The following is a 24,648-nucleotide window of genomic DNA, read 5'->3' on the forward strand; positions in this document are numbered from 1 at the left end:
TTAATATTTCTGTAGATCAGCTATTGGGCAAACAGCCTGTTAATTTTAATCAGGAGGTTAGCCAAAGAGCAAATTCTATTTTAAGGATCCCTATAATTGATTGGCCTGAGACGCGTTTGTGGTCGAAGATAACTAGTAAATTAAAGCCTGAAAATCATACACAATGGATCACAACAGATTTATCAAGTGGAAAAAATTTATTTTGTGTAAGAGTAAATAGTGAATCTATGTGGCCTAATTTCGAAAAAGATACCCTTTAATAGTTGATCCAGAGAAAGCCCCTGTAAATAGAGCATTTATATTGGCGCACATTTATGAAAAAGATGAGGTAATATTTAGACAGCTAATAATAGATGGACAATATAAAATTTTAAAAGCATTAAATCCAATTTTCCCTCCTGTAGAACTTCAAACTAATGATAAGATTATAGGCTCAGTCGTTGAAGCTAGATGTAATTTTTAAATAATTATTCTTATAACTAAATGAAGTGTTTAAATAGATCAAAAGATTTTTATTATTATTTGCTAACTATATTCCATATAAGTAGTATTCTTATAAGCATGACCTTAACATCAAGAATAATTGATATTAAGTTATCTAATTATTATCATTTCCAAATTACTGGAGGCCTATTTTTTATTCCAGTTTTTTTTTATTCAAGATATAAGTACAGAAATTTATGGGTATGTGAATACTAGAAGAATGTTAAATGTAAGTCTCTTTATCTTTTTACTTTTCGTTTTTCAATTATGGGTTCTATCAAAATTTATAAGTTCTGACGCTACATTTCAAGTTGTAGCATCAACATTGCCAAGACATGCTTTCTCCTTTGTTATATCACTTATAATTGGTGGAACAATAAATAACTATATTTTAGATAAGTTGAAATTAGCATTTGATAGAAAGTTTTTAGCAATACGCTTTATTTCATCAACCGCAATTGGTGAAGATTTTTTCAAGTTGTTGCGGTTTTAATCCCTTGGTATGGAGCATACACTTTTAAAGAAATTTTACCTTTAGCTCTAACTTCTTATCTATATAAAATCTTATTTGAAGTGTTAGCCACTCCACTAAACATATCTATATGTCGATTTTTGCGACCTTCTTTTAATTCTAATGGGAATATCTATGCTTTATGACACTCGCACCAATGAGTATTATTTAAATAATAAAAAGTTTGATTTGAACAGCAAACATTGGGTTGAAACAAATAATATTCCAAATTCGTTAATTAAATTATCTGCTTATGATGCTATAAAAAATCTACAGAAAACCTCCTATCGACTTATAGTTCCTATAGGAGTAATAGGGACTGGCTCTCCAGATGAAGCTCAATATCAAATTGCTTTAGAAATAGGAAGGCTCTTATCTAAATTAGGTGTAATAGTAGTTTGTGGGGGTAGGGCAGGTATAATGGAAGCAGTTTGTAAAGGGATGAGTGAATGCAATGGTATAAGCATTGGAATACTGCCTGAGTCAACAATCGAAAAAGCTAATCAATATGTCAGTATCCCACTATCTTCGGGGATAGGGTTTGCTAGAAATGCTGTTATAGTTTCTTCCTCTTTTTGCTTAATAGCCATAGGAGGGGGGGAATGNATCAGAATCTTTTATATTGGCTTTTGTTCTTGCAGCATAGTTTTCTTTTTCAGTATTAAAATTTCCCGTGATCTCTATTAAGCTACTATATTTGCTAGGAATTATTCCAAGTTCATCTATACGGCCTTTTGGACACCACCCGCCATAAGGTATAGACATACAAATAGCTGCATCAAGCGCAGCACTATCAACACCAGTTTGTCCTCCAGAAACAATTTTTTCAATCATTAAATTATTTTCCTCAACACATCAATATATCTTAAATGGGTATAGATTTTAGCAGGTCAGCATGCAAAATATCTTTATATAGTTTATAACTTAAAGTTATATAATATATTTATTAAATGCAGCCTACAATTTCAATTGTATATCTATAGAGAAATTTAGCTCTATTTATAAAATCCATGTATTATTGTAGCGAAATTGCGAGTAAATTTTCTTTTTGTTAAGATTAAATTTATAGCAATTATCATAAATTGAAATAAAGAAAAATTATATGGTTGAAATATGAGCACTGTTTTTTTTGAACTTAGTGATGTCCTTACTCAGCTGCTCAAAGCATATAATTTAACTGAAGCTGAACTTAGTAGGAAGGTCAATTTACCTAGAGCTACTATAAACAGGCTTACAACTGGAAAAACTCCTGATCCTAAAGCTTCAACTCTAGACGCTATCGCTAATTATTTTAATATTTCTGTAGATCAGCTATTGGGCAAACAGCCTGTTAATTTTAATCATAAGGTTAGCCAAAGCTCGAGTTCTATTTTAAGGATTCCTATAATTGATTGGTCTGAGACTCGGTTATGGTCGAAGATAATCAGTAACTTAAAGCCCGAAAATCATAAGGAATGGGTTACGACTGATATATGTAACGGAACAAACCTATTTTGTGTAAAAGTAAATAGTGATTCTATGTGGCCTAATTTTGAAATAGGTACTCTCTTAATTATTGACCCAGAAAAAAAACCAATAAATAGGTCTTTCGTATTAACTCATATTCATGACAGAGATGAAATTATATTTAGACAGTTAATAATAGATGGCCAATATAAAATTTTAAAAGCGCTAAATCCCATTTTTCCCTCTATTGAAGTCCAAAGTAATGATAAAATCATTGGCTCAGTTATAGAAACCAGATGTAACTATAATTAGTTAATTGATCTTTTGAAATGAATTACATAAATAACAAAAAAGACTTTTATTATTATTCGCTAAGCCTTTTTCATATAGGCAGCATTCTTATAGGCATGATATTAACTTCAAGAATAATTAATATTAATTTAGATAATTATTCCTATCATTTTCAAATTACAGGTGGTTTATTTTTTATTCCAGTTGTATTTTTTATTCAGGATATAAGCACAGAAATCTATGGGTATGTGAATACTAGAAAGATGTTAAATGTAAGTCTTTTTGTTTTTTTACTTTTCGTTTTTCAGTTATGGATTCTATCAAAATTTATAAATTCTGATGCCACATTTCGTGTTGTAGCTTCAACACTGCCAAGACATGCTTTCTCCTTTATTATATCTTTACTAATTGGTGGAACAATAAATAACTATATTTTAGATAAGTTGAAATTAGCATTTGATAGAAAGTTTTTAGCAATACGCTTTATTTCATCAACCGCAATTGGTGAAGATTTTTTCAAGTTGTTGCGGTTTTAATCCCTTGGTATGGAGCATACACTTTTAAAGAAATTTTACCTTTAGCTCTAACTTCTTATCTATATAAAATCTTATTTGAAGTGTTAGCCACTCCACTAAACATATCTATATGTCGATTTTTGCGACCTTCTTTTAATTCTAATGGGAATATCTATGCTTTATGACACTCGCACCAATGAGTATTATTTAAATAATAAAAAGTTTGATTTGAACAGCAAACATTGGGTTGAAACAAATAATATTCCAAATTCGTTAATTAAATTATCTGCTTATGATGCTATAAAAAATCTACAGAAAACCTCCTATCGACTTATAGTTCCTATAGGAGTAATAGGGACTGGCTCTCCAGATGAAGCTCAATATCAAATTGCTTTAGAAATAGGAAGGCTCTTATCTAAATTAGGTGTAATAGTAGTTTGTGGGGGTAGGGCAGGTATAATGGAAGCAGTTTGTAAAGGGATGAGTGAATGCAATGGTATAAGCATTGGAATACTGCCTGAGTCAACAATCGAAAAAGCTAATCAATATGTCAGTATCCCACTATCTTCGGGGATAGGGTTTGCTAGAAATGCTGTTATAGTTTCTTCCTCTTTTTGCTTAATAGCCATAGGAGGGGGGGAATGGAACTATGTCAGAAATTGCTTATGGACTTCAATTTGGTAAGAAAGTATTTACTATTAAATGTGATTTACCCATAGCTAATATAATTAAATGTAATGATATTGAGCAAATTATTACAAATATCTATCAGGAAATATTCAAAATTGAGAAAATCAATGAACCTGCTCAAGCTAATTAATAATAATCACGAAAAATATACAATTAAACTTATGGGCAACATGACATAAGCTACTACACCTACAATAGTAACGGCTGGATTAGAATCTAAGGANGGAACAAACCTATTTTGTGTAAAAGTAAATAGTGATTCTATGTGGCCTAATTTTGAAATAGGTACTCTCTTAATTATTGACCCAGAAAAAAAACCAATAAATAGGTCTTTCGTATTAACTCATATTCATGACAGAGATGAAATTATATTTAGACAGTTAATAATAGATGGCCAATATAAAATTTTAAAAGCGCTAAATCCCATTTTTCCCTCTATTGAAGTCCAAAGTAATGATAAAATCATTGGCTCAGTTATAGAAACCAGATGTAACTATAATTAGTTAATTGATCTTTTGAAATGAATTACATAAATAACAAAAAAGACTTTTATTATTATTCGCTAAGCCTTTTTCATATAGGCAGCATTCTTATAGGCATGATATTAACTTCAAGAATAATTAATATTAATTTAGATAATTATTCCTATCATTTTCAAATTACAGGTGGTTTATTTTTTATTCCAGTTGTATTTTTTATTCAGGATATAAGCACAGAAATCTATGGGTATGTGAATACTAGAAAGATGTTAAATGTAAGTCTTTTTGTTTTTTTACTTTTCGTTTTTCAGTTATGGATTCTATCAAAATTTATAAATTCTGATGCCACATTTCGTGTTGTAGCTTCAACACTGCCAAGACATGCTTTCTCCTTTATTATATCTTTACTAATTGGTGGAACAATAAATAACTATATTTTAGATAAGCTAAAATTAGCATTTGATAGAAAATTTTTGGCAATACGATTTATCTCATCAACAGCAATTGGTGAAGCTTTTTTTCAAGTTGTTGCTGTTTTAATTTCTTGGTACGGAGCTTACACTTTCAAAGAAATTTTACCCCTAGCTTTAGCTTCATATATGTATAAAATTTTATTTGAAGTGTTAGCCACCCCATTAAATATATATATATGTCGATTTTTGCGGCCTTCTTTTAATTATAAAGGGAATATCTATGTTTTATGATATTAGTACTGATGATTTTTACTTAAATAATAAAAAATTTGATTTGAGAAAAAAACATTGGGTTGAAACAAATAAGATTCCAAATTCATTAATTAAATTATCTGCTTATGATGCTATAAAAAATCTACAGAAAACCTCCTATCGACTTATAGTTCCTATAGGAGTAATAGGGACTGGCTCTCCAGATGAAGCTCAATATCAAATTGCTTTAGAAATAGGAAGGCTCTTATCTAAATTAGGTGTAATAGTAGTTTGTGGGGGTAGGGCAGGTATAATGGAAGCAGTTTGTAAAGGGATGAGTGAATGCAATGGTATAAGCATTGGAATACTGCCTGAGTCAACAATCGAAAAAGCTAATCAATATGTCAGTATCCCACTATCTTCGGGGATAGGGTTTGCTAGAAATGCTGTTATAGTTTCTTCCTCTTTTTGCTTAATAGCCATAGGAGGGGGAAATGGAACTATGTCAGAAATTGCTTATGGACTGCAGTTTGGTAAGAAAGTATTTACTATTAAGTGTGACTTACCAATAGCAAATATAATTAGATGTAATGATATTGAGCAAATTATTACAAATATCTATCAAGAAATATTCAAAATTGAGAAAATCCATGAACCTGCTCAAGCTAATTAAAAATAATCAAGAAAAATATACAATTAAAATAGATGGCTATTATTATGATAAAAAAGAAAAAGCTACAAAATTAATTTTAAAAATTAGAAATAAAAGGGCTGTTTCTGGCGTCTTAATAAAGGATTTACTGAAAGAAAAGAAAGCGCTTACCCACTTAAGTCCAATTGATTTATGTATTATTGGAATATTGTTTAATAACTTTTCAGGAAAACGAGTAAAAGAAAATAGAGATTATATTTCTATTTCAGATAATTTTTTAACTCACAAATTAAATTCATTTTTAAAAATTGTAGGTCGTAATTTTAGCGGAAAGGAGGAAATATTAAGAGTTAGAATACAAGGAGTAGAAAAAGAAATCCTTCTTCCTGCTTCTGAATTATTTAGAAACCAAAAGATATTAGCCGCACTTCAGTATCAGGATGCGTTATCAATAGGTTTTTCTCTTTCGGGAGAGAATCTTAAAGGAGAAATCTTAAGAAAAGATAAATTCAATATAACTTGGAGCTTTTATATTGGTATTTTCTTAAGTTCGATTTTTACTTCCATTTTATTATCCTCTTTAAATATCCCATTCCATATTTTCCAAACAGCTTTTGAAGTTAAAGGCGAAATAATTATGCTTCCTTTTGTAATTTCATCTTTTTTTGAAATAATTAGACGGCTTGATCAAAAGGAAACAAATAATATTATTTTATGTTCTTTAATAGTGCTAATTACATTTATTACCTACTATTATCTAATAGTAAACTTACCTCTAGTCGAAGGTGATAGGAAAGCATTAGCATTTAATAATTTGTATATAGAAATTATTACAAGCAATGTAATTACATTTATTATTTCTATAAATTGCTCAAATTTACTTTTTATATATATAAAAAAACTAAGACAGAAGTTATATAACAGTAATTTTAATAGAATTCTATTTTATCACTTATACCTTTACTCCTTCTTCATGTTTTATATTCCTTTAAATTTAATTTTTTATCAAAATGAATTTTTTTTAATAAATTATCTCTATTGTTCCATCTCAATAATTATTCTAGCCGGATTAACTAAAAATATAAGCAATAAAATTGTCTCATTAATGTAACATTTCCCTTGACAATGTATCATTGAATTGACAAAATAAGTTTTTTCATACGTTATATTTTATTTTGTAACACCTATGAAACGGATGTTTGTTAGATCAAACAATAAAAGTTTTTAGAAAAAAACTTTGATAGGAAATAAAATTGAAATCGGAAAACAATAAAAAATACCCTAAGGTTTATATCTCTTTTCAATTATCTGAGAGAGCTAATCAATTACTAACCGAATCCTGCGGTCGTTCAGGCCGAAAAAAAATTCCTGAAGCGGCACTTCGTCTTGAAGATCACTTATCGCGATTTCGTTCCATCTCTGAATTAAATCAAACCGTACCGCATGAGCATGGTCTAGAAAAAATTGAAATGGAAGTTCACGATGTCTGTCCTTCGAATACATAAAAAACAACAAAACTTTGTCATTCTCGATAAAACCTGTTTGCAGGATAGTCATCTTTCATGGGGTGCAAAAGGGCTGCATGCTTATTTAATGTCGATGCCTGATGATTGGCGGGTAAAAGTGGCTGACTTAAAAAACAGAGCAACCAACGGTCGAGATGCAGTTCGAAGTTTATTAGATGAGCTAGAACGAGCAGGCTACATTTCTAAATCAACCTGTAGAAGCACCTCTGGCAGATTCGAAGGATTGGAATACATTGTTTATGAGATGCCGCAATTAGATAGGGAGGTTGAAACACCAAAGACTGAAAACACGTCTTCGGTAGCGCCTCGGCCTAATAAACCGGCGCCTGAAAACCCGACGTCGGACAATCCAACACTACTAAGTAATAAGAATACTAATAATTTATTAACTAAAAAAGCAGCAAGCAATAAACCCTTATCCAACACGCAATTAAATCATAAGAAAACTGCTGCGGCTTTTTCTGATAAAAATAAGCCAATTAAAGAAAAAGAAAAAGAAGCTACAACATGTGGCAAACAAACCATTAATTTTTTACCAGCAAGCGATTCAGTCATTGGTAGTGAGTTGAGCGTTAACCAACAAAAGCGAATTGAAGCAATGGTGAGGGCACTTAATGTTTCTGGAGCGGAAAAGCTTATTGATGAAATTAGCTATTGCTTGTTAAACCCCAAACACTTTACCGCGTGCAGACAAGATTTTGGACGAAAGTTAAATGCAATACGCGCGGTCATTTTACGCGGTGAATGGCAAAGGCCTGCTGAGATGGTGATTAAAGCAGAAGAGGCAACACACTCAACGTTGAACCATTTAAAAAAGGAATTGGATGAGGTTCGTGCAGAAGCCATTCACTTTCAGCGATTGTTAACGGATGCAAACGTGCATCACAAAACGCGTGAGCAATTTGAGTTAATCGTCAAAAAGGCGCAGTTAAAAATGAATGCGCTTCAAAGCGAGATGTCTCATTATTCAAAGAATAATGACGTGCTCGTTAGTGCGATTAAATTGTAAGAGATGCGTTAAAACCTAATAAGGAAATAGACAATGAAAAACGTCATTTATACCTAGCATCATCCCTTAATTCTAACTAGTTACAAAGATTAAATGATTAACAATTAAGCGCTAAAACGCTTAAGGGATTTCTGCAACCAAAAAAAGACAAGGAGTAATAAAAATGCGTAAAAAAATGGTCGGTCTGTTACAAAAAGGAAGCTTGTCATGGCTTGTTCTTTTGCTTTCAAACAGTGCGCTTGCTAATGACTTATTGGCCAAAGCGTTAGAAGGGGATGTCAAAGACTCATTAGGAAGTGGCTCAATGTTTTGGAAAGTGTTTATTTTAGTCGACATTATTCTTGCAACCGCTATGGCTGTTAAAAGTAAAAACCCCATGGTCTTTGTGGGCGTGACCGCCGTTGCTTTTATTCCCGCTTTTTTACTTAAGACATTTGTATTTTAAGGGAGAGGGTGATGAGTCATATGACCTATCAGTTTCTACATCATATTGATGCGCCTAAAAGGCTCTTAACGCTTACGTTTGATGAGTTTGTGGTTGCAAGCCTGGGTTTTATGTTGCTTGTTATTAGCAGTCAAAAAATATTGGTGTCCTTATTTGGCTTAGCACTTTTAAGTAGTCTTCGCTATTTAAAAAAAGGGGATGGCCCTAAAGCGCTTTTAGTCCTTGCTTATTGGTATTTGCCGGGATTTTTAACTCAATTTTTTTTGCCGCAATTGCCGCCATCACATTGTCGCCTTTATGTGGCTTAAGGAGAGAGACATGGATTTTAAAAGCCATCAAAGCCGATTAAGTCAGTTGTCTGCACGATTTAATCTGATGGTGTGTTTGGTGTTTGGGCTATTGGTGTCAAACGTGCTGTTATCAACATTTCTTTTTAGGACGTGGAATCACCATACGGTTGAAATCACACCGTTCTCAGGCAGCTTAAGTTACCTTAAATCAGCCACCTCTGTTGATGCGCATTATCTAAGTTTAATGACTGAGAATTTTATCAATGAGCGTTTGAATGTGAGTCCTGAAACGGTGGATGCTAATCACAAGCGCCTGCTTTCTTTTGTAAGTCACGAGCACTATTCCAAGATGCTTAAACGTTTAATGAATGAAGCAAGCGTTATTAAAGCCAAGAAGATGTCTTCTGTCTTTAACATCACCCACATTAAAACCAATCCTAATCAATTATCAGCCATTGTAACAGGCGTATTGAAGCGCTATGTCGGTTTTCAAGCGTTAAGTGATGAGCACAGGTCTTATTTGTTGCAGTTTAAGTATCAAGATAGTCGTCTATCCATTGTTAAATTCGTAACGCTTAGGGAGAAAGAGGATGTGTAAATTAACAGCCATGGCGCTTGTCTTTTTATCAACGACCGTGCTTGCCGAAAATTCACAATTGCTTCAAGACAACACCGATATTGCTCTGGCGTTAAGTCAAACTAATTACAATCGGATTGTCGTTAAAAATGACAAAATTATAGAAGCCGTCTTTCCGCCTAATAGCATGGCTATCAAACGTGATGAGCAAGATGGTTCAGTTTACGTCATGCTTGCCGCAAGTCAGCCGTTTACGCTGTTTTTAACCACAGAAGCAGGACGTCATTTTTCAGCAACGTTAAGTGGGGAGGCTTCTTTAGGTAAAACCATTGAACTTCAATTTCAGCAACAACCGATTACAAAAAGTGCTTCCACGCAGGTAAAACGAGATGTGAAAGGAAGAGGGCAATCGACGGTACCTGAGGTTATTCTTGCCATGCTTGACCACATGGAACAACAAAAGCCGTTAGCTGACGTTAAAGTCAGGCGCCAATTTGGCAAAGTAGCGCGTTGGTCAAAAGGGCTCGCGCTTTTACCCAAAGAAGTTTGGCAGGCAAAACAGTTAACCGGCGAGACCATTGAACTTTATAACGGCGGCAAAGTGCCTCTGGATTTAGCTGAAACTTGGTTTACAACGCCTGCAACGCTTGCCATTAAAATTTCTAAAAAAACTATTCGCCCGGGTGAGCGCGCCACCCTTTATCGCATTGATGGGGTCAAGCATGGCTAACTGGCAATGGAATAAACAAGTTAAAGCACACCAAGTTCGAACGCTTTTTATTGCAGGAGGAAGCCTTGTCGTTATTTTGATAATCATGGTGAGTTTCTTGGTTGAAGGGCGTCCCAAAAAAACAACGTCTGCCAAATCATCTCTCGATTTAACAGGCATTGTTGATGAATCGTTTGTAGAGGCTGCAAGTGAGAATGCATTAACTGCTCAGCAAGGTGAGTTGGAAGCCTTAAAGAAGCAAATGAGTGAGCTGGCTCTCATGATTAAAACCATGGACGAGGCACAAGCGCGTCAATTGCAGCTTCAAAAAGATGAGCTTAATTCAAAAGTGAATGCACTAATTTTGGCGCATCAAGAAAAGCGAAAGGCTAAGAAATTAAATCACCAAATACCTTCTGAAGTCAGTGAAGTGCAAAATCCTAAACTGTGGCATAAGCCTGCCACGTATGCGTTAAATAATTTCATGAATGCCGGACAGACCCTTTCTGATGCAACACCAAGCATTCACACCGTGTCGTTTAAAAATCATAAGCGTTTTCTTAAAACGCGCCACGCACCTTATTTAAGTGCTACTCATTATGTCCCTTCCAATACCTCGATAAGAGCGGTTATTTTAGGTGGGGCTGATGCAGATGCCTCGGTGAATGGTCAGTCTAAAAACAATGGCGTTATGCTCTTTAAATTCCTAGAAGAGGGCACTTTACCCAATGGCGGGCATTCCCGTTTAAAAGGTTGTCGAGTCAGTGCTAACTCTTATGGTGATATTTCAAGTGAGCGTGCTTTTGCAACTCTTTATCGGTTGTCTTGCGCGCATCCCGGTGAGCCTATTATCGATAAAGAAGTCACCGGTTGGGTTTTTTTTAATGGCAAGGTAGGTATTAAGGGCCAGCCTTTAATGCGAGATAATAAAGTAATGACTTGGGCGGGTGTTAGTGGCGCCTTATCGGGTCTTGCACAAGCTGCGCAATATGCTCAAAGCATTCAAAACATTAGCCCTTATGGTGCGACATCGGTTGTCCCCTCAGGTCAAATCGGACCTTTTGCAGCATACGGTGGCGCATCTAAAGCGGCGGATACCTTATCGGCTTATTACGTTAAACGTGCCGAGCAATACCATCCTGTGATTCAAGTGGGCTCGGGTAATGTTGTTACGATTGTCTTTAAAGATGGGTTTTATTTAGAGCCCGATGAAGACAAACGAGCGCATGCACTAAAACAAGCAAAAGCAGAAAAAGACGAACAAGGCCTTCTTGCTTCTAATGATGAGCCTTCATCTGAGATGAACTTTAACGTGCCGCCTGAGGTGCTCGGAAAAATTGACCGTTTTAATCCTGTCAATCAATCGGAAGGAGGCATGCAATGAGGCGATATTATTTCAGTTTAATCCTAATTGTCTCGCATCTTTCGGGGTGCGGCACGATGAATTCCAATTTCAGTTGTCAGGCAACCGCAGGGGACAGTTGTTTGACGATTGAGCAGGTCGATGCCATGACCCGATTTGCCGATGATGTGAAACCTTATCCCTTAGCAAATGGGTTTTTGAAAGCAAACGAGGAACGGCAAAAACCAAAAGGTCGAATTATCAAACAAAGCAATGGTCAAATGGTTTGGGTGCGACAAAACGCAGGGGATAATTCATGGGCTTAAATTTAACAAATTGGCGTGATAAAGCGCGCCATCTATTGCACCGTGCAAGTCATGGACTTGGCGAGACATCCGGTATTAAACCTGAATCACACTTAAATCATGTTAAAGCACATCAATCGTTGACGATGGATTTACCCTCCATTAGAAGTCTCTTGCCTTATGAAACGGTCAGTGAAGAGGGGTTTTTTGTAAACTGCAACTCATTAGGGTTTGGATTAATGCTTATGCCTGCCTCAGGCGCTGATGAATCGTTGATGAAAAGCTTGGCACAAATCTTTAAAAATAAGCTTACCCCAGGCACTGATTGCACCGTCTTTTTATACAAACATCCTTGGCTTTTGCATACCTTGGCACAAAACTACGAGCCTATTTTAAACCAAGGCGGCATTTATGCAGAGCTTGCACGCTTAAGCCTTCAATACCATTTAAAGGCCCTTAAAAAAGGCTATCAAAATGGGCGCAATATTCCTGCAGGCTTAAGTGATTATGGCGTCCATCTCTTTATTTCAAGGCCACGTCATGCAGACGTTGAAAAACAGCTCACGTCCCTTCGCAATGATTTTGAATCGGAACTCAAAGTGGCAGGGTTCGGCTTTGCACGATGTGAGGTGAGCGACTTTAAGGTATTAATGCGGGCTTTGGTTTCGCCTAATTTTAATGAGTTAAGCTGGGAGACAATTGATAACGAGCAAACCTTTATTCGTGATGCCATTCCACATCCCACAACAGTGGTTGAAATTCATGATGATGCCATTGATATTTCCCGTGCTGATGAAGAAGGGGTCTTGCAGGATACACGAGTTGTTAATTGTGAGGTGGTTAGTTATCCTAAAGCCCCTTTTGCACTTTGGCAAACACCGGATTTGTTCGCTAATTTGTTAAAGCCTGAGCAGGGTATTCAGTGCCCTTTCTTGCTCTCTTTTACAGTTCGCGGCGTCAATCAAGAAAAAATGAAAGCGCATGCAAAAGCGCGTGCTAAATCATTGCATGCCAATAACAATGCCGTCCAAGCATTTATTAATCCAACCATTGGCGATGAAGCGGTTGAGTGGCAAGCCGTCCATGATGAGGCTTCTCGAGGCGAGTTGCATCTTTTGCCGACCTTTTACAATTTAGTTTTATATACCACAAAAAAAGACGAGCGTGAGCATGTCGCAAAAGCCATTGCGAGTTTTCGGCAACTGGGTTTTACACTGATGCAAAGTAGGTGCAAACAATGGCTCCGTTTTTTAGGAAGCCTTCCCTTTATGCTGACAGAAGGGCTCTTTTCAAGTTTAGAGCTCTTAGGCATGACTAAAAAACTAAGCCATTTGAACGTGGCCAATTTATTACCCGTGGTTGCGGATTTTAAGGGTGCTAGAAATGGACTTTTAGTGCCTACCTATCGTCATCAGTTATTTTATCTGGACACCTTTGATGATAGAACGCTTCCCATCACCAATTACAATCGCCTAACGGTTGCAAGTTCGGGTTCCGGGAAATCATTTTTTGAGCAAGCTCAAATCCTTGATGGGCTTTCTCGTGGCCAACAAATATTTGTCATTGATTTAGGTGGCTCTTATAAGCATTTATGTGAGTTAGTGGGTGGAAGCTACGTTGATGCGTCAACCTTGGTTTTAAATCCCTTTACCTTGTTTGATTTTGAAGGTGTGACAGAGCTAGAAGGTGAGAAGGTTAATGATTACATTCAAATTCGTGATTTATTGGCCATTATGGCAAGCCCCACTGAAGCCTTAAGTGAAGTGCAAAAAGCATGGCTTTTGGAGGCAGTCCTTCTGTGTTGGAAAAAACAAGGAAGACACGCCAAGATGGATGATGTGTTAGATGCTCTTCGCCACCTCCTTAAAAAACCTGAATCAAAAAATGACCAACGCCTTAAAGACTTGCTAATCCTTTTGGATAAATACAGCAGTCGCGGTGTTTATGGCAAGATGTTTAACAGCAATACTCCGCTTTTAAATGGCTCTAACTTTGTCGTCCTTGAGATGGGCGCCTTAGAATCAAATCCTGAGTTACTCACTATTGTCATGTTTGTGATGATTGTCATTATCCAAGGGCAATTTTATCACTCCGATAAAAAGCGCCAAAAGCGATGTGTCATTGATGAGGCATGGCGTTTTTTAGGTGCAGGCTCTAACCCCATTTGCGCAGGCTTTATTGAGCAAGGTTTTCGAACTGCCAGAAAACACATGGGCGGTTTTGCAGTCATTACCCAACATCTGTCTGATACAACCAAGACCATTCAGGGGCAAGCCATTGGGGCGAGCAGTGATACCAAAATTATTATGCGCCAAGGGGCTTTTAAAGATTATATCGAAGAGCACCCAAAACGTTTTAGCCCGCTTGAAATTGCAATCATCGAATCGTTTGGTGAGGCCAAATCACAAGGTTTTTCAAATTTAATGATTCAGTTTGGTAATGTCACGACCTTTCATCGTTATTTTTGTGACCCTTTTTCAAGGGTGCTTTTCTCAACCTCAGGCGATGAGTTTAGTGATATTGAATCATTACTAAGCCAAGGTAACTCACTGACAAAGGCCGTAAGTCTTGTTGCACGAAAATACTATGGGGAGGAATTATGCGATTGATTTATCGCCTGTTAGCCGCCCTTTTTCTAACATTTTGGGTAGCCTTCTACGTCCTGAATTCCACCTCTTATCAACGAATCGTTTTTTTTGATAAGAACGCGACAGAAGGTCAGTTCATTCGGCAATTAGCAGAACGTGAAGCTACTGAGAAACAAGTGGAAATTGCAACACATCGATTTAAAGCGTCCCTGAACTTAGTCTTAACCCAGTTTGCTAAGCGTCATCGGGTGGTCATTTTAGACCAAAGAAATACCCTTGCTGGTGGTGAAGATGTCACGCGAGCGATTGTGAATGAATTAAGTGAATTCATGAGAAAGAAGTCATGAACATTATGCGCATCTTCATTTTATCTATCATACTTTCTGGAAATGTGGCTGCTAAATCTTTCGGGGTGGTAGGGGAGGTCTTTCCTGTTGCTGAAAAAAGTTTTCTCATGCTGATAGAAGAGCGCTTAAATGCTTTAGCTTTAAGTGGCGAATTAGAAACAATTAAGACGCGCTGGATTCAAACAGTGATAGCGCATACGAATAGACCCAATGCATTAAAACTTTTACGTACTACAAAGACGCTCAAGCACGATTTTATTCCTGAAATTATTTTAAACCAAGACATCGCTGACAGCGCGGGGCGTTTATTGTTTGGTAAAGGAGTGCGCATCAATGCTTTAGAGCGCATGCATCATTATAAGCCCTGTTGGTTATTTTTTAATGCAGATGATAAGGCGCAAATTAATTGGGCCGAGAGTCAAAAAAATCAGTGCTTAAATCCTAAATTTATCTTAACCGGTGGTGAGGTTCACGACACGGAAATTCGATTGCACGCACCGATTTATTTTGACCAAGGCGGCAGTATCACTAAAAAACTTAATATCGCTTCTGTGCCTGCCATGGTTAACCGAGTAGGTAATAAGCTTGTCATTGTTGAGCAAGCCATTAAGGAGAATGGTGATGTACTTTAGAGTGATAATCATAGTGCTTAGTTTTTTCATTGTTTGCTTGGCTGATGCTAAAGAATGCAGGGGCCATTTTGTAAATCCCCTCACGGATGTGTGTTGGCGATGCTTGTTTCCCTTATCCATTGGCAACACCAAGGTAGTGCACTCAGCGTTGCCTGATACCGACAATGCAGCAAGTCCTATTGGCGCTTGTTTAAGTGGCTCAAATTTTCGATTAGGTTTGAATATTGGATTTTGGGAGCCCATAGCGCTTACTGATGTGACCGATACCCCGTATTGTTTGGTCAATCTTGGAGGAACAAAATTAAATTTAGGCGCAAATGCTACTAGAGGGGGTCGGCATGTCGTTGGCAATGGTCAGCAGCGCGCTTTCTTTCATGTTCATTGGTACAAATACCCGCTCATTAATTGGTTAAACTTAATTACTTCAAGTGGATGTCAAGAAGGAGGTGATTTCGATATTGCTTATTTAACCGAGCTTGACCCGACTTGGCAAGATTCAGAAATGAGCTTTGTGTTAAGCCCTGAGTCGGTGTTATTTGGCAACTCAATTGCAGCGGCTTCTTGTGCGGCTGATAGTCTTTCATCAACGCTTACCAATAAACCCATCGACAGTCTTTTTTGGTGTGCGGGTGCCCAAGGCACACATTACCCACTTACAGGGTATGTTAATGCCTCTGTCTCACCTGTTCAAACAGCGCTTCTTTTAACAGAGCGCATGAATTATAAAATGCACCGTGAATTATTGGTTTCTGATTCAAGTCCTGCATCAGGTGCCATTTGCAAAGCGCATTATTATCCCATCACGCCTAAGTCTCGGTACCGCTATGAAATGGTTAATCAAGTGGCCGATGGTGGGCATTGTTATCCATCCGGTCACAGCACGCTAACTTGGGAGGCAGGAAAAATTAAGCCCCACACCCAAGACCAATATGGGTTTTTAGTGTGGCGAAAACGAAACTGCACTTTTCTTTAAAAAGGAGTAAACGATGCTTAAGGAAAAAATTGCCTTACTAATGAGTTGTCTTGTTCATACACCCCTTAAGGCTACTACACTCGCTGTGTTTGTGAGTTTTTCCATGCCCGATACATTTTTGAAAGAAACATTACATGAAAGTAGCCGCCTTCACATTCCTGTTTATTTAAATGGACTCTATCACGATTCAATGATTGACACGGCAGACAAAATCTTAAGCTTAAGCAAACAAGTGCCAAATTTAAATTTACAAATTGATCCCACCTTATTTGAGCGTTTTAACATTCGTCAAGTCCCGGCTTTAGTCGTTTATGATGGCAAGGCGTTTGATGTAATTTATGGTCACTTACCTCTTAAAGAGGGGTTGCTGCGAATGGCAGGTCGTGGCGAGAGTGGTTTTTCTTTGACAGACGCAAAGAGAGTGCGCGGTGATTAAATTTATCATTCTAACAGGATGCTTTTTTTCAATGGCTATTGCTTGTGCAGAAATACCCGTTGAGGTATTAAAAGCACGAGAGGATGCGATTAACTCATTAAAGGGATTTAATCCAAAAACGATAATGGGGGATTATACCGAAAGCCCTCCTGAAGCGTTGATAACTGTGTCAGAAAACAATAACCCATTAGGGCAATTGGGGCACGCGCGCGCAGCTCATAATGACACAGCCTCAACAATTTTCTCGCAAGCTAAGAAGCCTCATTTGAAAGCCAATCCCAATGCATTAGAAAGGCAATATGCGGAGACTCTCTTATCTCATGCAGATTCGGTTATAAAAGGCGCCTGCTATGAAGAGCCTGCCCATTGCCAAATGGACTTTGTCACCAAGATGTGTGAAGACAAAACTAACTATCGCGAAGAGCGTTGCGAAAGCACGCTCGCGGTGGTTTATAAAACCACCACCCAAGCTGTAAATCGTTATCTCTTTTATGAGAATAAGCCAGGTCAAGAGAAACTTCGAAAAACCATTCATTTAAGTGTTTGTGATAGTGAAACACCGCCGCCGTTATGTTCTGCTAATAACCTTATTAGTGTAAGCCCTCAATGCGTTCACTTAGACGTTTTCATCACGCAAGGTGCCATACCGTTAGCGGTGCTAAAAGCGCCTAATTGCCAAGACCCAACAGTTACGTTTGATTTATTATGGGATGAATCAGCCTTTGGTGGGACTGTGACAATCGCAGCCCTTGAAAGCCAATTTGAGGAGAGGTGGACTGAAGCGAATTGCAGCTTCTATGATGCGAAAGTGAAAGAGGGCACATGTGTTCTAAACGCATCAAATTTGTGTTTAGAACCTAACACGACTCGGGTGATTGATGGCATTTTAATCACGCGTCCCTGTTGGGGTAAGGCAACAACCTATCAATGCGTTGATGGTATGGTAAGTGACTGTGACAAACTGCTTGCTGAAGGATGTTCTCAAGTCGAATCGCAATGCAGCCTTGCAACGGATAAGCGCTGTGATGTTTTTCTACAAACGTTTCGCTGCCCTGTCAATCAGTGTTTCCCCAAGCAAACCATCTGCCCGAATGCCTTGCACTGCGCCAAAGGGGAGTGCGATAAAACGACTGATGAGTTAAGCACGGATGTCGCCGAGGGGCTCACGCGATTAGGCGCTCTTGCGGGGGCGGCAGCGGATGTTTCGTTACACCAAATAAATGCTTCAGAGCCCGCCATTTTTAAGGGGCACGCCAAACATTGTGAATCATATCCCCTTGGCATTCATGATTGTTGTCGGGATAAAGGGTGGGGCAAATGGGCGATTCAATGTCCTTCTGATTTACAAGCGCTCTTGAAAGCCAAACAGGCAAAACGCGTACGGAAAGTAGGTCATTACACGAAGCATTTTATTAAGCATTATGTTTACTGTGTGTTCCCCTCAATGCTTGCCAGTATTGTGCAAATCCAAGGACGCTTTGGCCAACTTCATATTGATTTTGGTAAGCCAAAGTCGCCTGATTGCCGCGGGATCACCCCTGAAGAATTAGAGCGTATTCAATTTGATGCACTTGATTTATCTCTTTTAACGGATGAATTTAAAAATCGCCAAACCTTGCCAGACAAACAGATTTTAAGTGCAAAAAGTGAAGCCAAAATTTCGCAATTCTATCAAGCGGGGCAAGCACATGATTAAAAAGCTTGTGTTACTTTTTTTTATCATGCCTCTGGTGTGGGCAAGCCCAGAAAAGCCCGTTGGTTTTCTTTGGTATAACGTAAAAGAAAAACAAAAGAGTACCTCCTTAAAAAAAAGACAAGGCATTCCTTTTAATCAATTAAGTTTCACAGAGCGCGATAAAGTACTTCGGTTTTATACAATGGAAGCGCTACATAAGGCGCGTCATACCCAAAAGGTCAAAGACATGTGGGTGTTTTTAAGTCTTCAAGATTACTGGCTTAAGGAATCGTCACGCTTTAAAACACTCTTTGAAAAAACTCTCCTTGCCTACCCTGAGCTTGATTATGCGGTAACCCATCCAACATCTAACTTAGGTGCCAAAATTACCGATGAAGTTCGGCAAGCGAAACAAATAAAGACCATTACCTCTCTTTCAACATCGCATGGGCTTTTATTTTTTTATCGAGGAAAAAGTCTGTATGACTTAAAGCAAATATCTATTATCGCTGATTTTTGTAGACGATTTCATTTAACGTTAATGCCTGTGAGTGTCGATGGTGCCCTTTCAAAAGAGCTGCCTGATTCACGCATAGACCAAGGGCAGGCAAACAGATTAGGTGTACGTTTCTTTCCGGCCTTACTTTTAGTCAATCCTGTCAATCAAGAGATTCTGCCTGTGGCCTATGGGCTTACCACACAAGATGTATTGATGGCACGTTTAATACAGGTTGCAACCCATTTTAAAGGAGAACAAGAATGAATGCTTCTAGACTCTTCATGTTTATGCTCGTGCTCAACACTTTTTCTGTTTATGCAGAAAATGATAAATGGTTAAAGGGCCTCATTGCTAAGCGTGAAGGAAGACTTAAAGAGGTTAGTGTAGGGGCTAAAAAGAGTAATGGATTTTTTAGCACGCACGGGTTTGTTTTTTTCTATGCAAATACTTGTCCTCATTGTCACCAATTTGCACCGGTGCTTAAGCGATGGGCAAAAAATAATAACGCAACTGTTCTTGCCCTGTCGTTTGATAATAAGCCTTTACCGGAATTTCCAACGTATAAGCTTGCCACAACCGCGTGGGTAAATGCCGCCTATCAAGGCATGCCCATTCAATACCCCGCTTTATTTGTAGTGAATTCAAAAACGAAAGCGCTTTACTCAGTCGGTTTTGGCTCAATGACATTTGAAGAATTACAAGCGCGTCTAGCAACCCTTATTCCTAAAATAACCCGCTATGAAAAGCGTGGAGCAATTTGATGAAAAAATTAATTGTCTTTCTTTTCCTTGGGCTAATTTATTTTAAAGTCTCAGCCAATGTCAGTACGGATTTAGATAACTTCTTTAACCAAATGGGCTATACCGCGAATGTTACCTCACCGGATGCGTTTGAATCGCAAGCAGCAGGTTTCTTTGGTGGCGGCTCTCTCTATGCACGCAATCAAGTGCGTCAATATCAGCTCGTGCAATTAGATTTGCCAAGTTATCGGGCCGGATGTGGCGGGATTGATTTATTTACAGGAAGCATGAGCTTTTTAAGCGCGCAAAAGTTAGTGGATTTGGGAAAATCAGTCATGACCAATGCTGGCGCCTATGCCGTGGATGTGATGCTTGCTTCAACCGTGCCTGAGCTCAAACAAGTCAGAGACTATTTGCAACAATTAGAGCAGATGGCCAATCACGCAAGCATTAACTCCTGTCAGCTCTCACAAAACTTAGTAGGTGGGCTTTGGCCAAAAACCGCCGAGTCCCAACAAAAAATCTGCAAAGACCAAGCGGCGATGGGAAAAGAGGGGCTGTTTAGTGATTATGTGCAAGCTCGAATGGCTTGTTCAGGAAGTGGCTTTGATAATGTGATGAAAAAAGCATCCATCGATCCTGAGCGTCAAAAACAAGTCGTGTTAAATAAAAATCTAGTATGGTCGCTGCTAAAAACAAAGTCCTTTTTAAACAGTGACCGAGAACTTGCAGAAATGGTCATGAGTTTAACCGGCACCTTAATTATCGATAAAGAAGGTAAAGTAACGAGTGTGCCATCGCTGGCTGGTAGTGCTGATTTAATCAATGCGCTCATTGGCATTGGACGGGGTGCTCATAGTGCTAAATTATGGCGATGTAAGGATGAGACACGTAACGACCAATGCATGCAGGTGAGCTTACAAGATATTTCCATTTCAGAAACATCAACACTTACTTATAAGGTTCGAGACATTATTCGTACCATCAATACCAAGTTAATTCGTGATGAAAAACCAGGTAATCGAGAGCTTAACTTTTTAAACTTAACATCATTACCCGTCATGAAGTTTTTGGCGGTGTTAAACAGCATGCATTACGGCAGTGCAGCTGTCGATATTGAAGAGTATTCCATGTTAATTGCCCAAGACCTACTCACAAATTACCTAACAGAATTACTAACGGAGGTAAGTATCGCCACTGCAGGCTCTGAATTAAATTCTGACTTAGTGAAAGAAATTCAAAAGCGAGTGAATGATGCAACGACCAAAGTGGCTGCAATTGATCCCAAAGTCGGCCACAAACTTCAGGAAAAGCTCTCGCTTATTGAACGCATGGCTCGTATTGAAAAGCAGGTAGCCTCAAACATGAACACGGCAGCTTAGTAGGAGCAGGTTAAGATGATAACGATTCATGTTTTAGCAGGCGGTGAATTATTTAAGCACGTGCTCAATGCAATGGCTTCGTTTATGAAGCAAGACAGTTTTTTTGGGCTTCTTCGTATTACGGCATTGATTGGCATTGTTATGTCGTCAGTTGGGTTTCTAAAAACACGAGACCCCATGGCGTTTGCTCGTTGGTTTTTAGGTTATGTGTTGTTTGTGAATTTGGTGTTATTACCTAAAACCTCGGTGCTTATCGATGATATTTCTTCGCAAAATCCTAAATTGGTTGATAATGTGCCGGTGGTATTTGCGCTCAGTGCAAGTCTTGTGACTACCATCGGTTATGGCCTTGCACAAAGCTATGATGTGCTACTTAGTATGCCCGATGATTTACAATACACAAAAACAGGTGCACTGTTTGGCTCCCGTTTAATTTCAGCGTCTACTTCTTTTCGTATTAAAGACCCCGTGCTTAAAGAGGAGATGAATGAGTATTTTCGAGTATGCGTTATAGGCGATATTCGAATGAATCATAAGTATAGCGTAGGTGATTTAGCGCAATCCACCGATATCTGGAATCTGATTACATCCAAAGCCTCGCCCCTTCGCATGATTAACGTCAATGGCAAATTAACAACTTGTGAGCTTGCGTCTAAAGCAGAAGGTCCTTTTAGTTTGCGCAAAAAAATCAATACTGAAATTAAAAAGGCCTACACTTTTTTTGGTATTAATTTATTTGGTAAGGTTGCCCACACGACCTATGAAGCGCTCTTTAATAGCCATTTAAAATCTGCTTTTAATTACTACCAAGGCCTAACGGATAGCGCCAGCAATATTTTTTTACAAAGCATGATGATTAATGCCATGGGTGATGGCATTGCCCATTATCAAGCATTTACAGATGCAACGGCAGGCATTGTTAATCAGCAATTCACGAAATCCCAAGTTCAACATCGATGGAGTTGGGAAGTGTTGGGCCAAAAAGCGCTTTGGATTTTGCCAATCACTCATACCTGTCTCACTCTTTTATTATTCGGTGTGTTTCCACTAATTATTGCTTTAACTACCTTACCTGGGGGAGTAAAAATTCTTTATGGGTATATGCAATTTTTCATGTCATTACAATTTTGGCCAGTACTCTTTGCAATTCTCAATGCGGGTATGACAATTTATGGCGCATCATCTTCCAATGAGTATGGCCAATTCACCATGGTGAATCTTGATAAAATTGATGAGTTACATGCTGATATTTCAGGGGCAAGTGGCTACTTAATGATGCTTATCCCTTTTCTCTCTCATGGTTTGGTATCGAATTTAGGGGGTGCGTTTAGTAATTTGGCAACAAGCATGATGAGTCATATGCAAGGCTCCAGCATGTCAGTAGCGGGGGAAGCGGCAAGTGCCTCTTTCGGACTTGGTCAGACCAGCTTTTATAACACAACTGCTAATAATTTTTCAGCTAACAAACATGATTCAAATTGGACGCACATGCAAGGCATGCACACCGAACAATTGGGAAGCGGGGTTTTAAAAACTATGACAGGAAGTGGCGATAGCGTATTTGATATTAGTCCCGGCATGACTCGAAGTGCCGTGTCGATTAATGCGCAAGAAGGATTAAATGCCTCACTCAATCAAGCTTATGAAGAGTCTACTCAGGCTGCTCGAAATGAGTCGGCACATTATCAAAGCTCGTTGTCCAATTTTGCACATCGTGCTCTGCAACTATCACAATTGGCAGGTCATGATATGCGTTTGGGCGACGGCGTATCCGAATCTGAAACAGGGCAATATTCCAAAGCCTTATCAACCATTAGTCACATAGCCGAGGATGTTGCGCGCCGTACGGGAGTAAGTAAAGAAGATGCGCTCTCGCATTTGACTAGTGGGGGTTGGGGCGCACAAGCTGGGTTTAGAAGCCAAAAAACTGTATTGGGCAAGCTTGCTGAATTAGGGACTGGATTACATGCGGGTGCCGATGCGCACCTTAAATTTGATCGCTCATCTTTAAGTAATGATAAATATCATACAGGTATGGATAGTACACTTTCTGCACGGCAAGCGCGTGATTTCAATGATGCAATGAGTTATGTGAAGCATTTTTCACAAAATCATCATTTTGATGACAGTCATTCAGAAGCTTCTTCCCTGTCTAATCAGTTAGGCGCTGACTTGAGAGAGGCAGAAACGGCCAGTCGTAATGTGGATACCTCTCTCGCAAAAGCTACGCGCATCCAAAATACCAAGAGTTTTGTGGAATCTCATTCATCACAAATTACTTCCGATTTAAATCAAGCCTTTCCCTCTTACGTAGCACAACAACTTGGTGAATCAACTCGGGATGATCTATTTAGTCACCCAGGTGATCAGCAATCAATTAACAAGCTTCAGGCTTTAGGTCGGGATTTTATTGCAAGCACGCGAGATGAGTTAATCACACAATTCGGTAATAAAGAGAAAAAGGCTCAGGTTGAATCATTCTATAAGAAGGAACAAAGTGAATTTGTTGTTCAAGAAAACCAATTAGGATCTCATTATCAAAAAAACACTGACCAACTATCCCAGCAAGCGCAGTCCATGACGCTTGGCACTAGTGAAACTATATTAAATTCATTACAACAAGATATAAATCAGCAGAATAATAAGGTGCATCAACATCTTAAAAAAGGTGAAAAATTGATTAAGGCAAAAAGCCATGATCTAATTGATAAAAAGGATTTAAAGTTACAAGAAGGAATGATTCGTGCACAAAAAGATGTCATTTTAATGGAACAATTACCTAAAAATTGGGGACTTCATAACAAAGGAGAGTAAGCTAATGAATCATCAAGCGTTAAAGGAAGCAATTAGTGAGGATATTGAAACAATAAAAAATCTTAATCCGGATATCATTCCTGCCAAAATATATTATTCGAAATTATTAACGTTATTTATTAGTGGGTTTTGGAAAATTTGGTTAATTGTTTCAATCACTATTGCTTATGCTGGAATCAATCATCCCTCTAATGAAGGACTAGCAAGAGAGGCGGCATCTCAAGTCATGAGCGAGTCAACGTTGATGGCATTTTTTTTGAGCTTTGGTGCCATGCTTTTGCTTTCCCCGTCTATTAATTTTTTTATTCTTTTTCGTTTTCACTTGGAAAGCAAGCTTAAAACAGGTGCTTTGCTGGTTAGAAAATTTAAACACATTACTTATCTATTTTTTGGATTTTTTATTCTTTTATGTGCTTTATTTGGAAGTTACGGCGAATCGGCTGCGATATTTATGATAGTTGTCTTTTCCTTTTTTGGGAGTCTTGCTGCAACTTATTTTTTTGTGAAAATGGAATTAAACCGCATAGGGATTAGCACAATTTTCACTATTTTCGATATTTATTTTAATAAGGGAAATAAGTTATCTATCGAATAGCTTCTTAAATCCAGACCCAGTTTCTTTAACCA

The 24,648-nt window shown here is 38.0% G+C and carries 32 protein-coding genes; 31 read left to right on the forward strand and 1 reads right to left on the reverse strand.

The features are described 5' to 3' along the window. From E1P04_RS17910 to E1P04_RS18405, 4 genes are all read left to right on the forward strand, one after another. A partial coding sequence (locus E1P04_RS17910; protein ID WP_207386038.1) for a hypothetical protein occupies positions 1-260 on the forward strand: 260 nt, incomplete at its 5' end. A gap of 41 nt (positions 261-301) precedes the next feature. Continuing rightward, entirely contained in the window at positions 302-463 is a 162-nt protein-coding gene (locus tag E1P04_RS18395) for a LexA family transcriptional regulator (RefSeq protein WP_427853454.1), read from the forward strand. A gap of 120 nt (positions 464-583) precedes the next feature. Then, positions 584-976, forward strand: coding sequence for a VUT family protein (locus E1P04_RS18400; RefSeq protein ID WP_131783620.1), 393 nt, complete (start codon positions 584-586; stop codon positions 974-976). A 153-nt stretch (positions 977-1,129) separates the two neighbouring features. Continuing rightward, positions 1,130-1,681, forward strand: a complete 552-nt coding sequence (locus E1P04_RS18405; RefSeq protein ID WP_165482798.1) for a TIGR00725 family protein — start codon at positions 1,130-1,132, stop codon at positions 1,679-1,681. Here E1P04_RS18405 and E1P04_RS14515 read toward each other — a convergent pair. Next, positions 1,574-1,828: a YpsA SLOG family protein gene (locus tag E1P04_RS14515; protein WP_131783622.1), complete on the reverse strand. Its 255-nt coding sequence runs from the start codon at positions 1,826-1,828 to the stop codon at positions 1,574-1,576. The genes E1P04_RS18405 and E1P04_RS14515 overlap by 108 nt on opposite strands. Positions 1,829-2,107: 279 nt before the next feature. On the opposite strand from E1P04_RS14515, the gene E1P04_RS14520 reads away from it, so the two are divergent. The 27 genes from E1P04_RS14520 (at position 2,108) to E1P04_RS14645 (ending at position 24,616) form a co-directional block, all read left to right on the forward strand. Then, on the forward strand, positions 2,108-2,752 hold the full coding sequence (locus E1P04_RS14520; RefSeq protein ID WP_131783623.1) for a helix-turn-helix domain-containing protein: 645 nt from the start codon (positions 2,108-2,110) through the stop codon (positions 2,750-2,752). A 17-nt stretch (positions 2,753-2,769) separates the two neighbouring features. Further along, the gene (locus E1P04_RS14525) at positions 2,770-3,267 is read left to right on the forward strand and encodes a VUT family protein (protein ID WP_131783624.1); all 498 of its coding nucleotides are present in this window, start codon (positions 2,770-2,772) and stop codon (positions 3,265-3,267) included. 153 nt (positions 3,268-3,420) lie between these two features. Then, positions 3,421-3,930: a TIGR00725 family protein gene (locus E1P04_RS14530; RefSeq protein ID WP_165482799.1), complete on the forward strand. Its 510-nt coding sequence runs from the start codon at positions 3,421-3,423 to the stop codon at positions 3,928-3,930. Beyond that, positions 3,896-4,066, forward strand: coding sequence for a hypothetical protein (locus tag E1P04_RS17710; RefSeq protein ID WP_165482800.1), 171 nt, complete (start codon positions 3,896-3,898; stop codon positions 4,064-4,066). The genes E1P04_RS14530 and E1P04_RS17710 overlap by 35 nt, the downstream gene beginning before the upstream one ends. Positions 4,067-4,130: 64 nt before the next feature. Beyond that, positions 4,131-4,439 (forward strand): S24 family peptidase, encoded by a 309-nt coding sequence (locus tag E1P04_RS14535; RefSeq protein ID WP_282433132.1) that lies wholly within the window; start codon positions 4,131-4,133, stop codon positions 4,437-4,439. Positions 4,440-4,456: 17 nt separating this feature from the next. Further along, positions 4,457-5,119, forward strand: a complete 663-nt coding sequence (locus tag E1P04_RS14540) for a queuosine precursor transporter (RefSeq protein WP_131783627.1) — start codon at positions 4,457-4,459, stop codon at positions 5,117-5,119. Further along, a complete protein-coding gene (locus E1P04_RS14545; protein ID WP_131783628.1) occupies positions 5,109-5,753 on the forward strand; it encodes a TIGR00725 family protein in 645 nt (214 codons plus the stop codon). Before E1P04_RS14540 ends, E1P04_RS14545 begins: the two co-directional genes overlap by 11 nt. Next, positions 5,731-6,843: a hypothetical protein gene (locus E1P04_RS14550; protein ID WP_131783629.1), complete on the forward strand. Its 1,113-nt coding sequence runs from the start codon at positions 5,731-5,733 to the stop codon at positions 6,841-6,843. Before E1P04_RS14545 ends, E1P04_RS14550 begins: the two co-directional genes overlap by 23 nt. Positions 6,844-6,985: 142 nt before the next feature. Then, positions 6,986-7,237 (forward strand): TraY domain-containing protein, encoded by a 252-nt coding sequence (locus E1P04_RS14555; RefSeq protein ID WP_131783630.1) that lies wholly within the window; start codon positions 6,986-6,988, stop codon positions 7,235-7,237. Further along, positions 7,215-8,267 carry a replication protein gene (locus E1P04_RS14560; protein WP_131783631.1) on the forward strand — a complete coding sequence of 351 codons (1,053 nt, stop codon included), beginning with the start codon at positions 7,215-7,217 and terminating at the stop codon, positions 8,265-8,267. Before E1P04_RS14555 ends, E1P04_RS14560 begins: the two co-directional genes overlap by 23 nt. A gap of 163 nt (positions 8,268-8,430) precedes the next feature. Further along, positions 8,431-8,712, forward strand: a complete 282-nt coding sequence (locus tag E1P04_RS14565; RefSeq protein ID WP_242604480.1) for a hypothetical protein — start codon at positions 8,431-8,433, stop codon at positions 8,710-8,712. 11 nt (positions 8,713-8,723) lie between these two features. After that, a complete protein-coding gene (traL, locus tag E1P04_RS14570; RefSeq protein ID WP_131783633.1) occupies positions 8,724-9,020 on the forward strand; it encodes a type IV conjugative transfer system protein TraL in 297 nt (98 codons plus the stop codon). Between the two features lie 10 nt (positions 9,021-9,030). After that, a complete protein-coding gene (gene traE, locus E1P04_RS14575) occupies positions 9,031-9,600 on the forward strand; it encodes a type IV conjugative transfer system protein TraE (RefSeq protein WP_131783634.1) in 570 nt (189 codons plus the stop codon). Then, complete coding sequence (gene traK, locus E1P04_RS14580) at positions 9,593-10,309, forward strand: type-F conjugative transfer system secretin TraK (protein WP_131783635.1); 717 nt, start codon at positions 9,593-9,595, stop codon at positions 10,307-10,309. Before traE ends, traK begins: the two co-directional genes overlap by 8 nt. Next, positions 10,302-11,672 carry a TraB/TrbI/VirB10 family type IV secretion system protein gene (locus E1P04_RS14585; protein ID WP_131783636.1) on the forward strand — a complete coding sequence of 457 codons (1,371 nt, stop codon included), beginning with the start codon at positions 10,302-10,304 and terminating at the stop codon, positions 11,670-11,672. The genes traK and E1P04_RS14585 overlap by 8 nt, the downstream gene beginning before the upstream one ends. 125 nt (positions 11,673-11,797) lie before the next feature. After that, positions 11,798-11,956, forward strand: a complete 159-nt coding sequence (locus E1P04_RS18120) for a hypothetical protein (protein ID WP_242604481.1) — start codon at positions 11,798-11,800, stop codon at positions 11,954-11,956. Continuing rightward, entirely contained in the window at positions 11,947-14,544 is a 2,598-nt protein-coding gene (gene traC, locus E1P04_RS14595; RefSeq protein WP_131783638.1) for a type IV secretion system protein TraC, read from the forward strand. The genes E1P04_RS18120 and traC overlap by 10 nt, the downstream gene beginning before the upstream one ends. Further along, a complete protein-coding gene (locus tag E1P04_RS14600) occupies positions 14,535-14,870 on the forward strand; it encodes a TrbI F-type domain-containing protein (protein WP_131783639.1) in 336 nt (111 codons plus the stop codon). Before traC ends, E1P04_RS14600 begins: the two co-directional genes overlap by 10 nt. A 5-nt stretch (positions 14,871-14,875) precedes the next feature. Next, positions 14,876-15,502 (forward strand): type-F conjugative transfer system protein TraW, encoded by a 627-nt coding sequence (traW, locus tag E1P04_RS14605; RefSeq protein ID WP_242604482.1) that lies wholly within the window; start codon positions 14,876-14,878, stop codon positions 15,500-15,502. Beyond that, positions 15,492-16,475: a conjugal transfer pilus assembly protein TraU gene (gene traU, locus E1P04_RS14610; protein WP_131783641.1), complete on the forward strand. Its 984-nt coding sequence runs from the start codon at positions 15,492-15,494 to the stop codon at positions 16,473-16,475. The genes traW and traU overlap by 11 nt, the downstream gene beginning before the upstream one ends. A gap of 13 nt (positions 16,476-16,488) precedes the next feature. Then, entirely contained in the window at positions 16,489-16,911 is a 423-nt protein-coding gene (gene trbC / locus E1P04_RS14615; RefSeq protein ID WP_131783642.1) for a type-F conjugative transfer system pilin assembly protein TrbC, read from the forward strand. Next, a complete protein-coding gene (gene traN / locus E1P04_RS14620; RefSeq protein WP_165482801.1) occupies positions 16,904-18,607 on the forward strand; it encodes a conjugal transfer protein TraN in 1,704 nt (567 codons plus the stop codon). Before trbC ends, traN begins: the two co-directional genes overlap by 8 nt. Continuing rightward, positions 18,600-19,349 (forward strand): type-F conjugative transfer system pilin assembly protein TraF, encoded by a 750-nt coding sequence (gene traF / locus E1P04_RS14625; RefSeq protein WP_131783644.1) that lies wholly within the window; start codon positions 18,600-18,602, stop codon positions 19,347-19,349. The genes traN and traF overlap by 8 nt, the downstream gene beginning before the upstream one ends. Then, positions 19,346-19,846, forward strand: coding sequence for a type-F conjugative transfer system pilin assembly thiol-disulfide isomerase TrbB (gene trbB / locus E1P04_RS14630; RefSeq protein ID WP_131783645.1), 501 nt, complete (start codon positions 19,346-19,348; stop codon positions 19,844-19,846). Before traF ends, trbB begins: the two co-directional genes overlap by 4 nt. Then, positions 19,846-21,207 carry a conjugal transfer protein TraH gene (locus E1P04_RS14635; RefSeq protein WP_131783646.1) on the forward strand — a complete coding sequence of 454 codons (1,362 nt, stop codon included), beginning with the start codon at positions 19,846-19,848 and terminating at the stop codon, positions 21,205-21,207. The genes trbB and E1P04_RS14635 overlap by 1 nt, the downstream gene beginning before the upstream one ends. A 15-nt stretch (positions 21,208-21,222) precedes the next feature. Continuing rightward, positions 21,223-24,021, forward strand: a complete 2,799-nt coding sequence (gene traG / locus E1P04_RS14640) for a conjugal transfer mating-pair stabilization protein TraG (RefSeq protein ID WP_131783647.1) — start codon at positions 21,223-21,225, stop codon at positions 24,019-24,021. Positions 24,022-24,025: 4 nt separating this feature from the next. Continuing rightward, positions 24,026-24,616, forward strand: coding sequence for a hypothetical protein (locus E1P04_RS14645; protein WP_131783648.1), 591 nt, complete (start codon positions 24,026-24,028; stop codon positions 24,614-24,616). Positions 24,617-24,648 lie beyond the last annotated feature (32 nt).

This window comes from Legionella gresilensis, from assembly GCF_900639865.1.
GTDB lineage: Bacteria > Pseudomonadota > Gammaproteobacteria > Legionellales > Legionellaceae > Legionella_C > Legionella_C gresilensis.

Excerpts from the sequence above, each read along its gene's own strand:
- traC (WP_131783638.1), top strand. The coding sequence starts at position 11,947 with ATGGGCTTAAATTTAACAAATTGGCGTGATAAAGCGCGCCATCTATTG.
- E1P04_RS14645 (WP_131783648.1), top strand. The coding sequence starts at position 24,026 with ATGAATCATCAAGCGTTAAAGGAAGCAATTAGTGAGGATATTGAAACA.
- E1P04_RS14565 (WP_242604480.1), top strand. The coding sequence starts at position 8,431 with ATGCGTAAAAAAATGGTCGGTCTGTTACAAAAAGGAAGCTTGTCATGG.
- traL (WP_131783633.1), top strand. The coding sequence starts at position 8,724 with ATGAGTCATATGACCTATCAGTTTCTACATCATATTGATGCGCCTAAA.
- E1P04_RS18120 (WP_242604481.1), top strand. The coding sequence starts at position 11,798 with ATGACCCGATTTGCCGATGATGTGAAACCTTATCCCTTAGCAAATGGG.
- E1P04_RS14560 (WP_131783631.1), top strand. The coding sequence starts at position 7,215 with ATGTCTGTCCTTCGAATACATAAAAAACAACAAAACTTTGTCATTCTC.
- E1P04_RS14540 (WP_131783627.1), top strand. The coding sequence starts at position 4,457 with ATGAATTACATAAATAACAAAAAAGACTTTTATTATTATTCGCTAAGC.
- trbB (WP_131783645.1), top strand. The coding sequence starts at position 19,346 with ATGAATGCTTCTAGACTCTTCATGTTTATGCTCGTGCTCAACACTTTT.
- E1P04_RS14550 (WP_131783629.1), top strand. The coding sequence starts at position 5,731 with ATGAACCTGCTCAAGCTAATTAAAAATAATCAAGAAAAATATACAATT.
- traG (WP_131783647.1), top strand. The coding sequence starts at position 21,223 with ATGATAACGATTCATGTTTTAGCAGGCGGTGAATTATTTAAGCACGTG.
- traE (WP_131783634.1), top strand. The coding sequence starts at position 9,031 with ATGGATTTTAAAAGCCATCAAAGCCGATTAAGTCAGTTGTCTGCACGA.
- E1P04_RS14600 (WP_131783639.1), top strand. The coding sequence starts at position 14,535 with ATGCGATTGATTTATCGCCTGTTAGCCGCCCTTTTTCTAACATTTTGG.
- traW (WP_242604482.1), top strand. The coding sequence starts at position 14,876 with ATGCGCATCTTCATTTTATCTATCATACTTTCTGGAAATGTGGCTGCT.
- E1P04_RS14545 (WP_131783628.1), top strand. The coding sequence starts at position 5,109 with ATGTTTTATGATATTAGTACTGATGATTTTTACTTAAATAATAAAAAA.
- trbC (WP_131783642.1), top strand. The coding sequence starts at position 16,489 with ATGCTTAAGGAAAAAATTGCCTTACTAATGAGTTGTCTTGTTCATACA.
- E1P04_RS14525 (WP_131783624.1), top strand. The coding sequence starts at position 2,770 with ATGAATTACATAAATAACAAAAAAGACTTTTATTATTATTCGCTAAGC.
- E1P04_RS17710 (WP_165482800.1), top strand. The coding sequence starts at position 3,896 with ATGTCAGAAATTGCTTATGGACTTCAATTTGGTAAGAAAGTATTTACT.
- traF (WP_131783644.1), top strand. The coding sequence starts at position 18,600 with ATGATTAAAAAGCTTGTGTTACTTTTTTTTATCATGCCTCTGGTGTGG.
- traU (WP_131783641.1), top strand. The coding sequence starts at position 15,492 with ATGTACTTTAGAGTGATAATCATAGTGCTTAGTTTTTTCATTGTTTGC.
- E1P04_RS14520 (WP_131783623.1), top strand. The coding sequence starts at position 2,108 with ATGAGCACTGTTTTTTTTGAACTTAGTGATGTCCTTACTCAGCTGCTC.
- E1P04_RS14635 (WP_131783646.1), top strand. The coding sequence starts at position 19,846 with ATGAAAAAATTAATTGTCTTTCTTTTCCTTGGGCTAATTTATTTTAAA.
- traK (WP_131783635.1), top strand. The coding sequence starts at position 9,593 with ATGTGTAAATTAACAGCCATGGCGCTTGTCTTTTTATCAACGACCGTG.
- E1P04_RS14585 (WP_131783636.1), top strand. The coding sequence starts at position 10,302 with ATGGCTAACTGGCAATGGAATAAACAAGTTAAAGCACACCAAGTTCGA.
- E1P04_RS14530 (WP_165482799.1), top strand. The coding sequence starts at position 3,421 with ATGCTTTATGACACTCGCACCAATGAGTATTATTTAAATAATAAAAAG.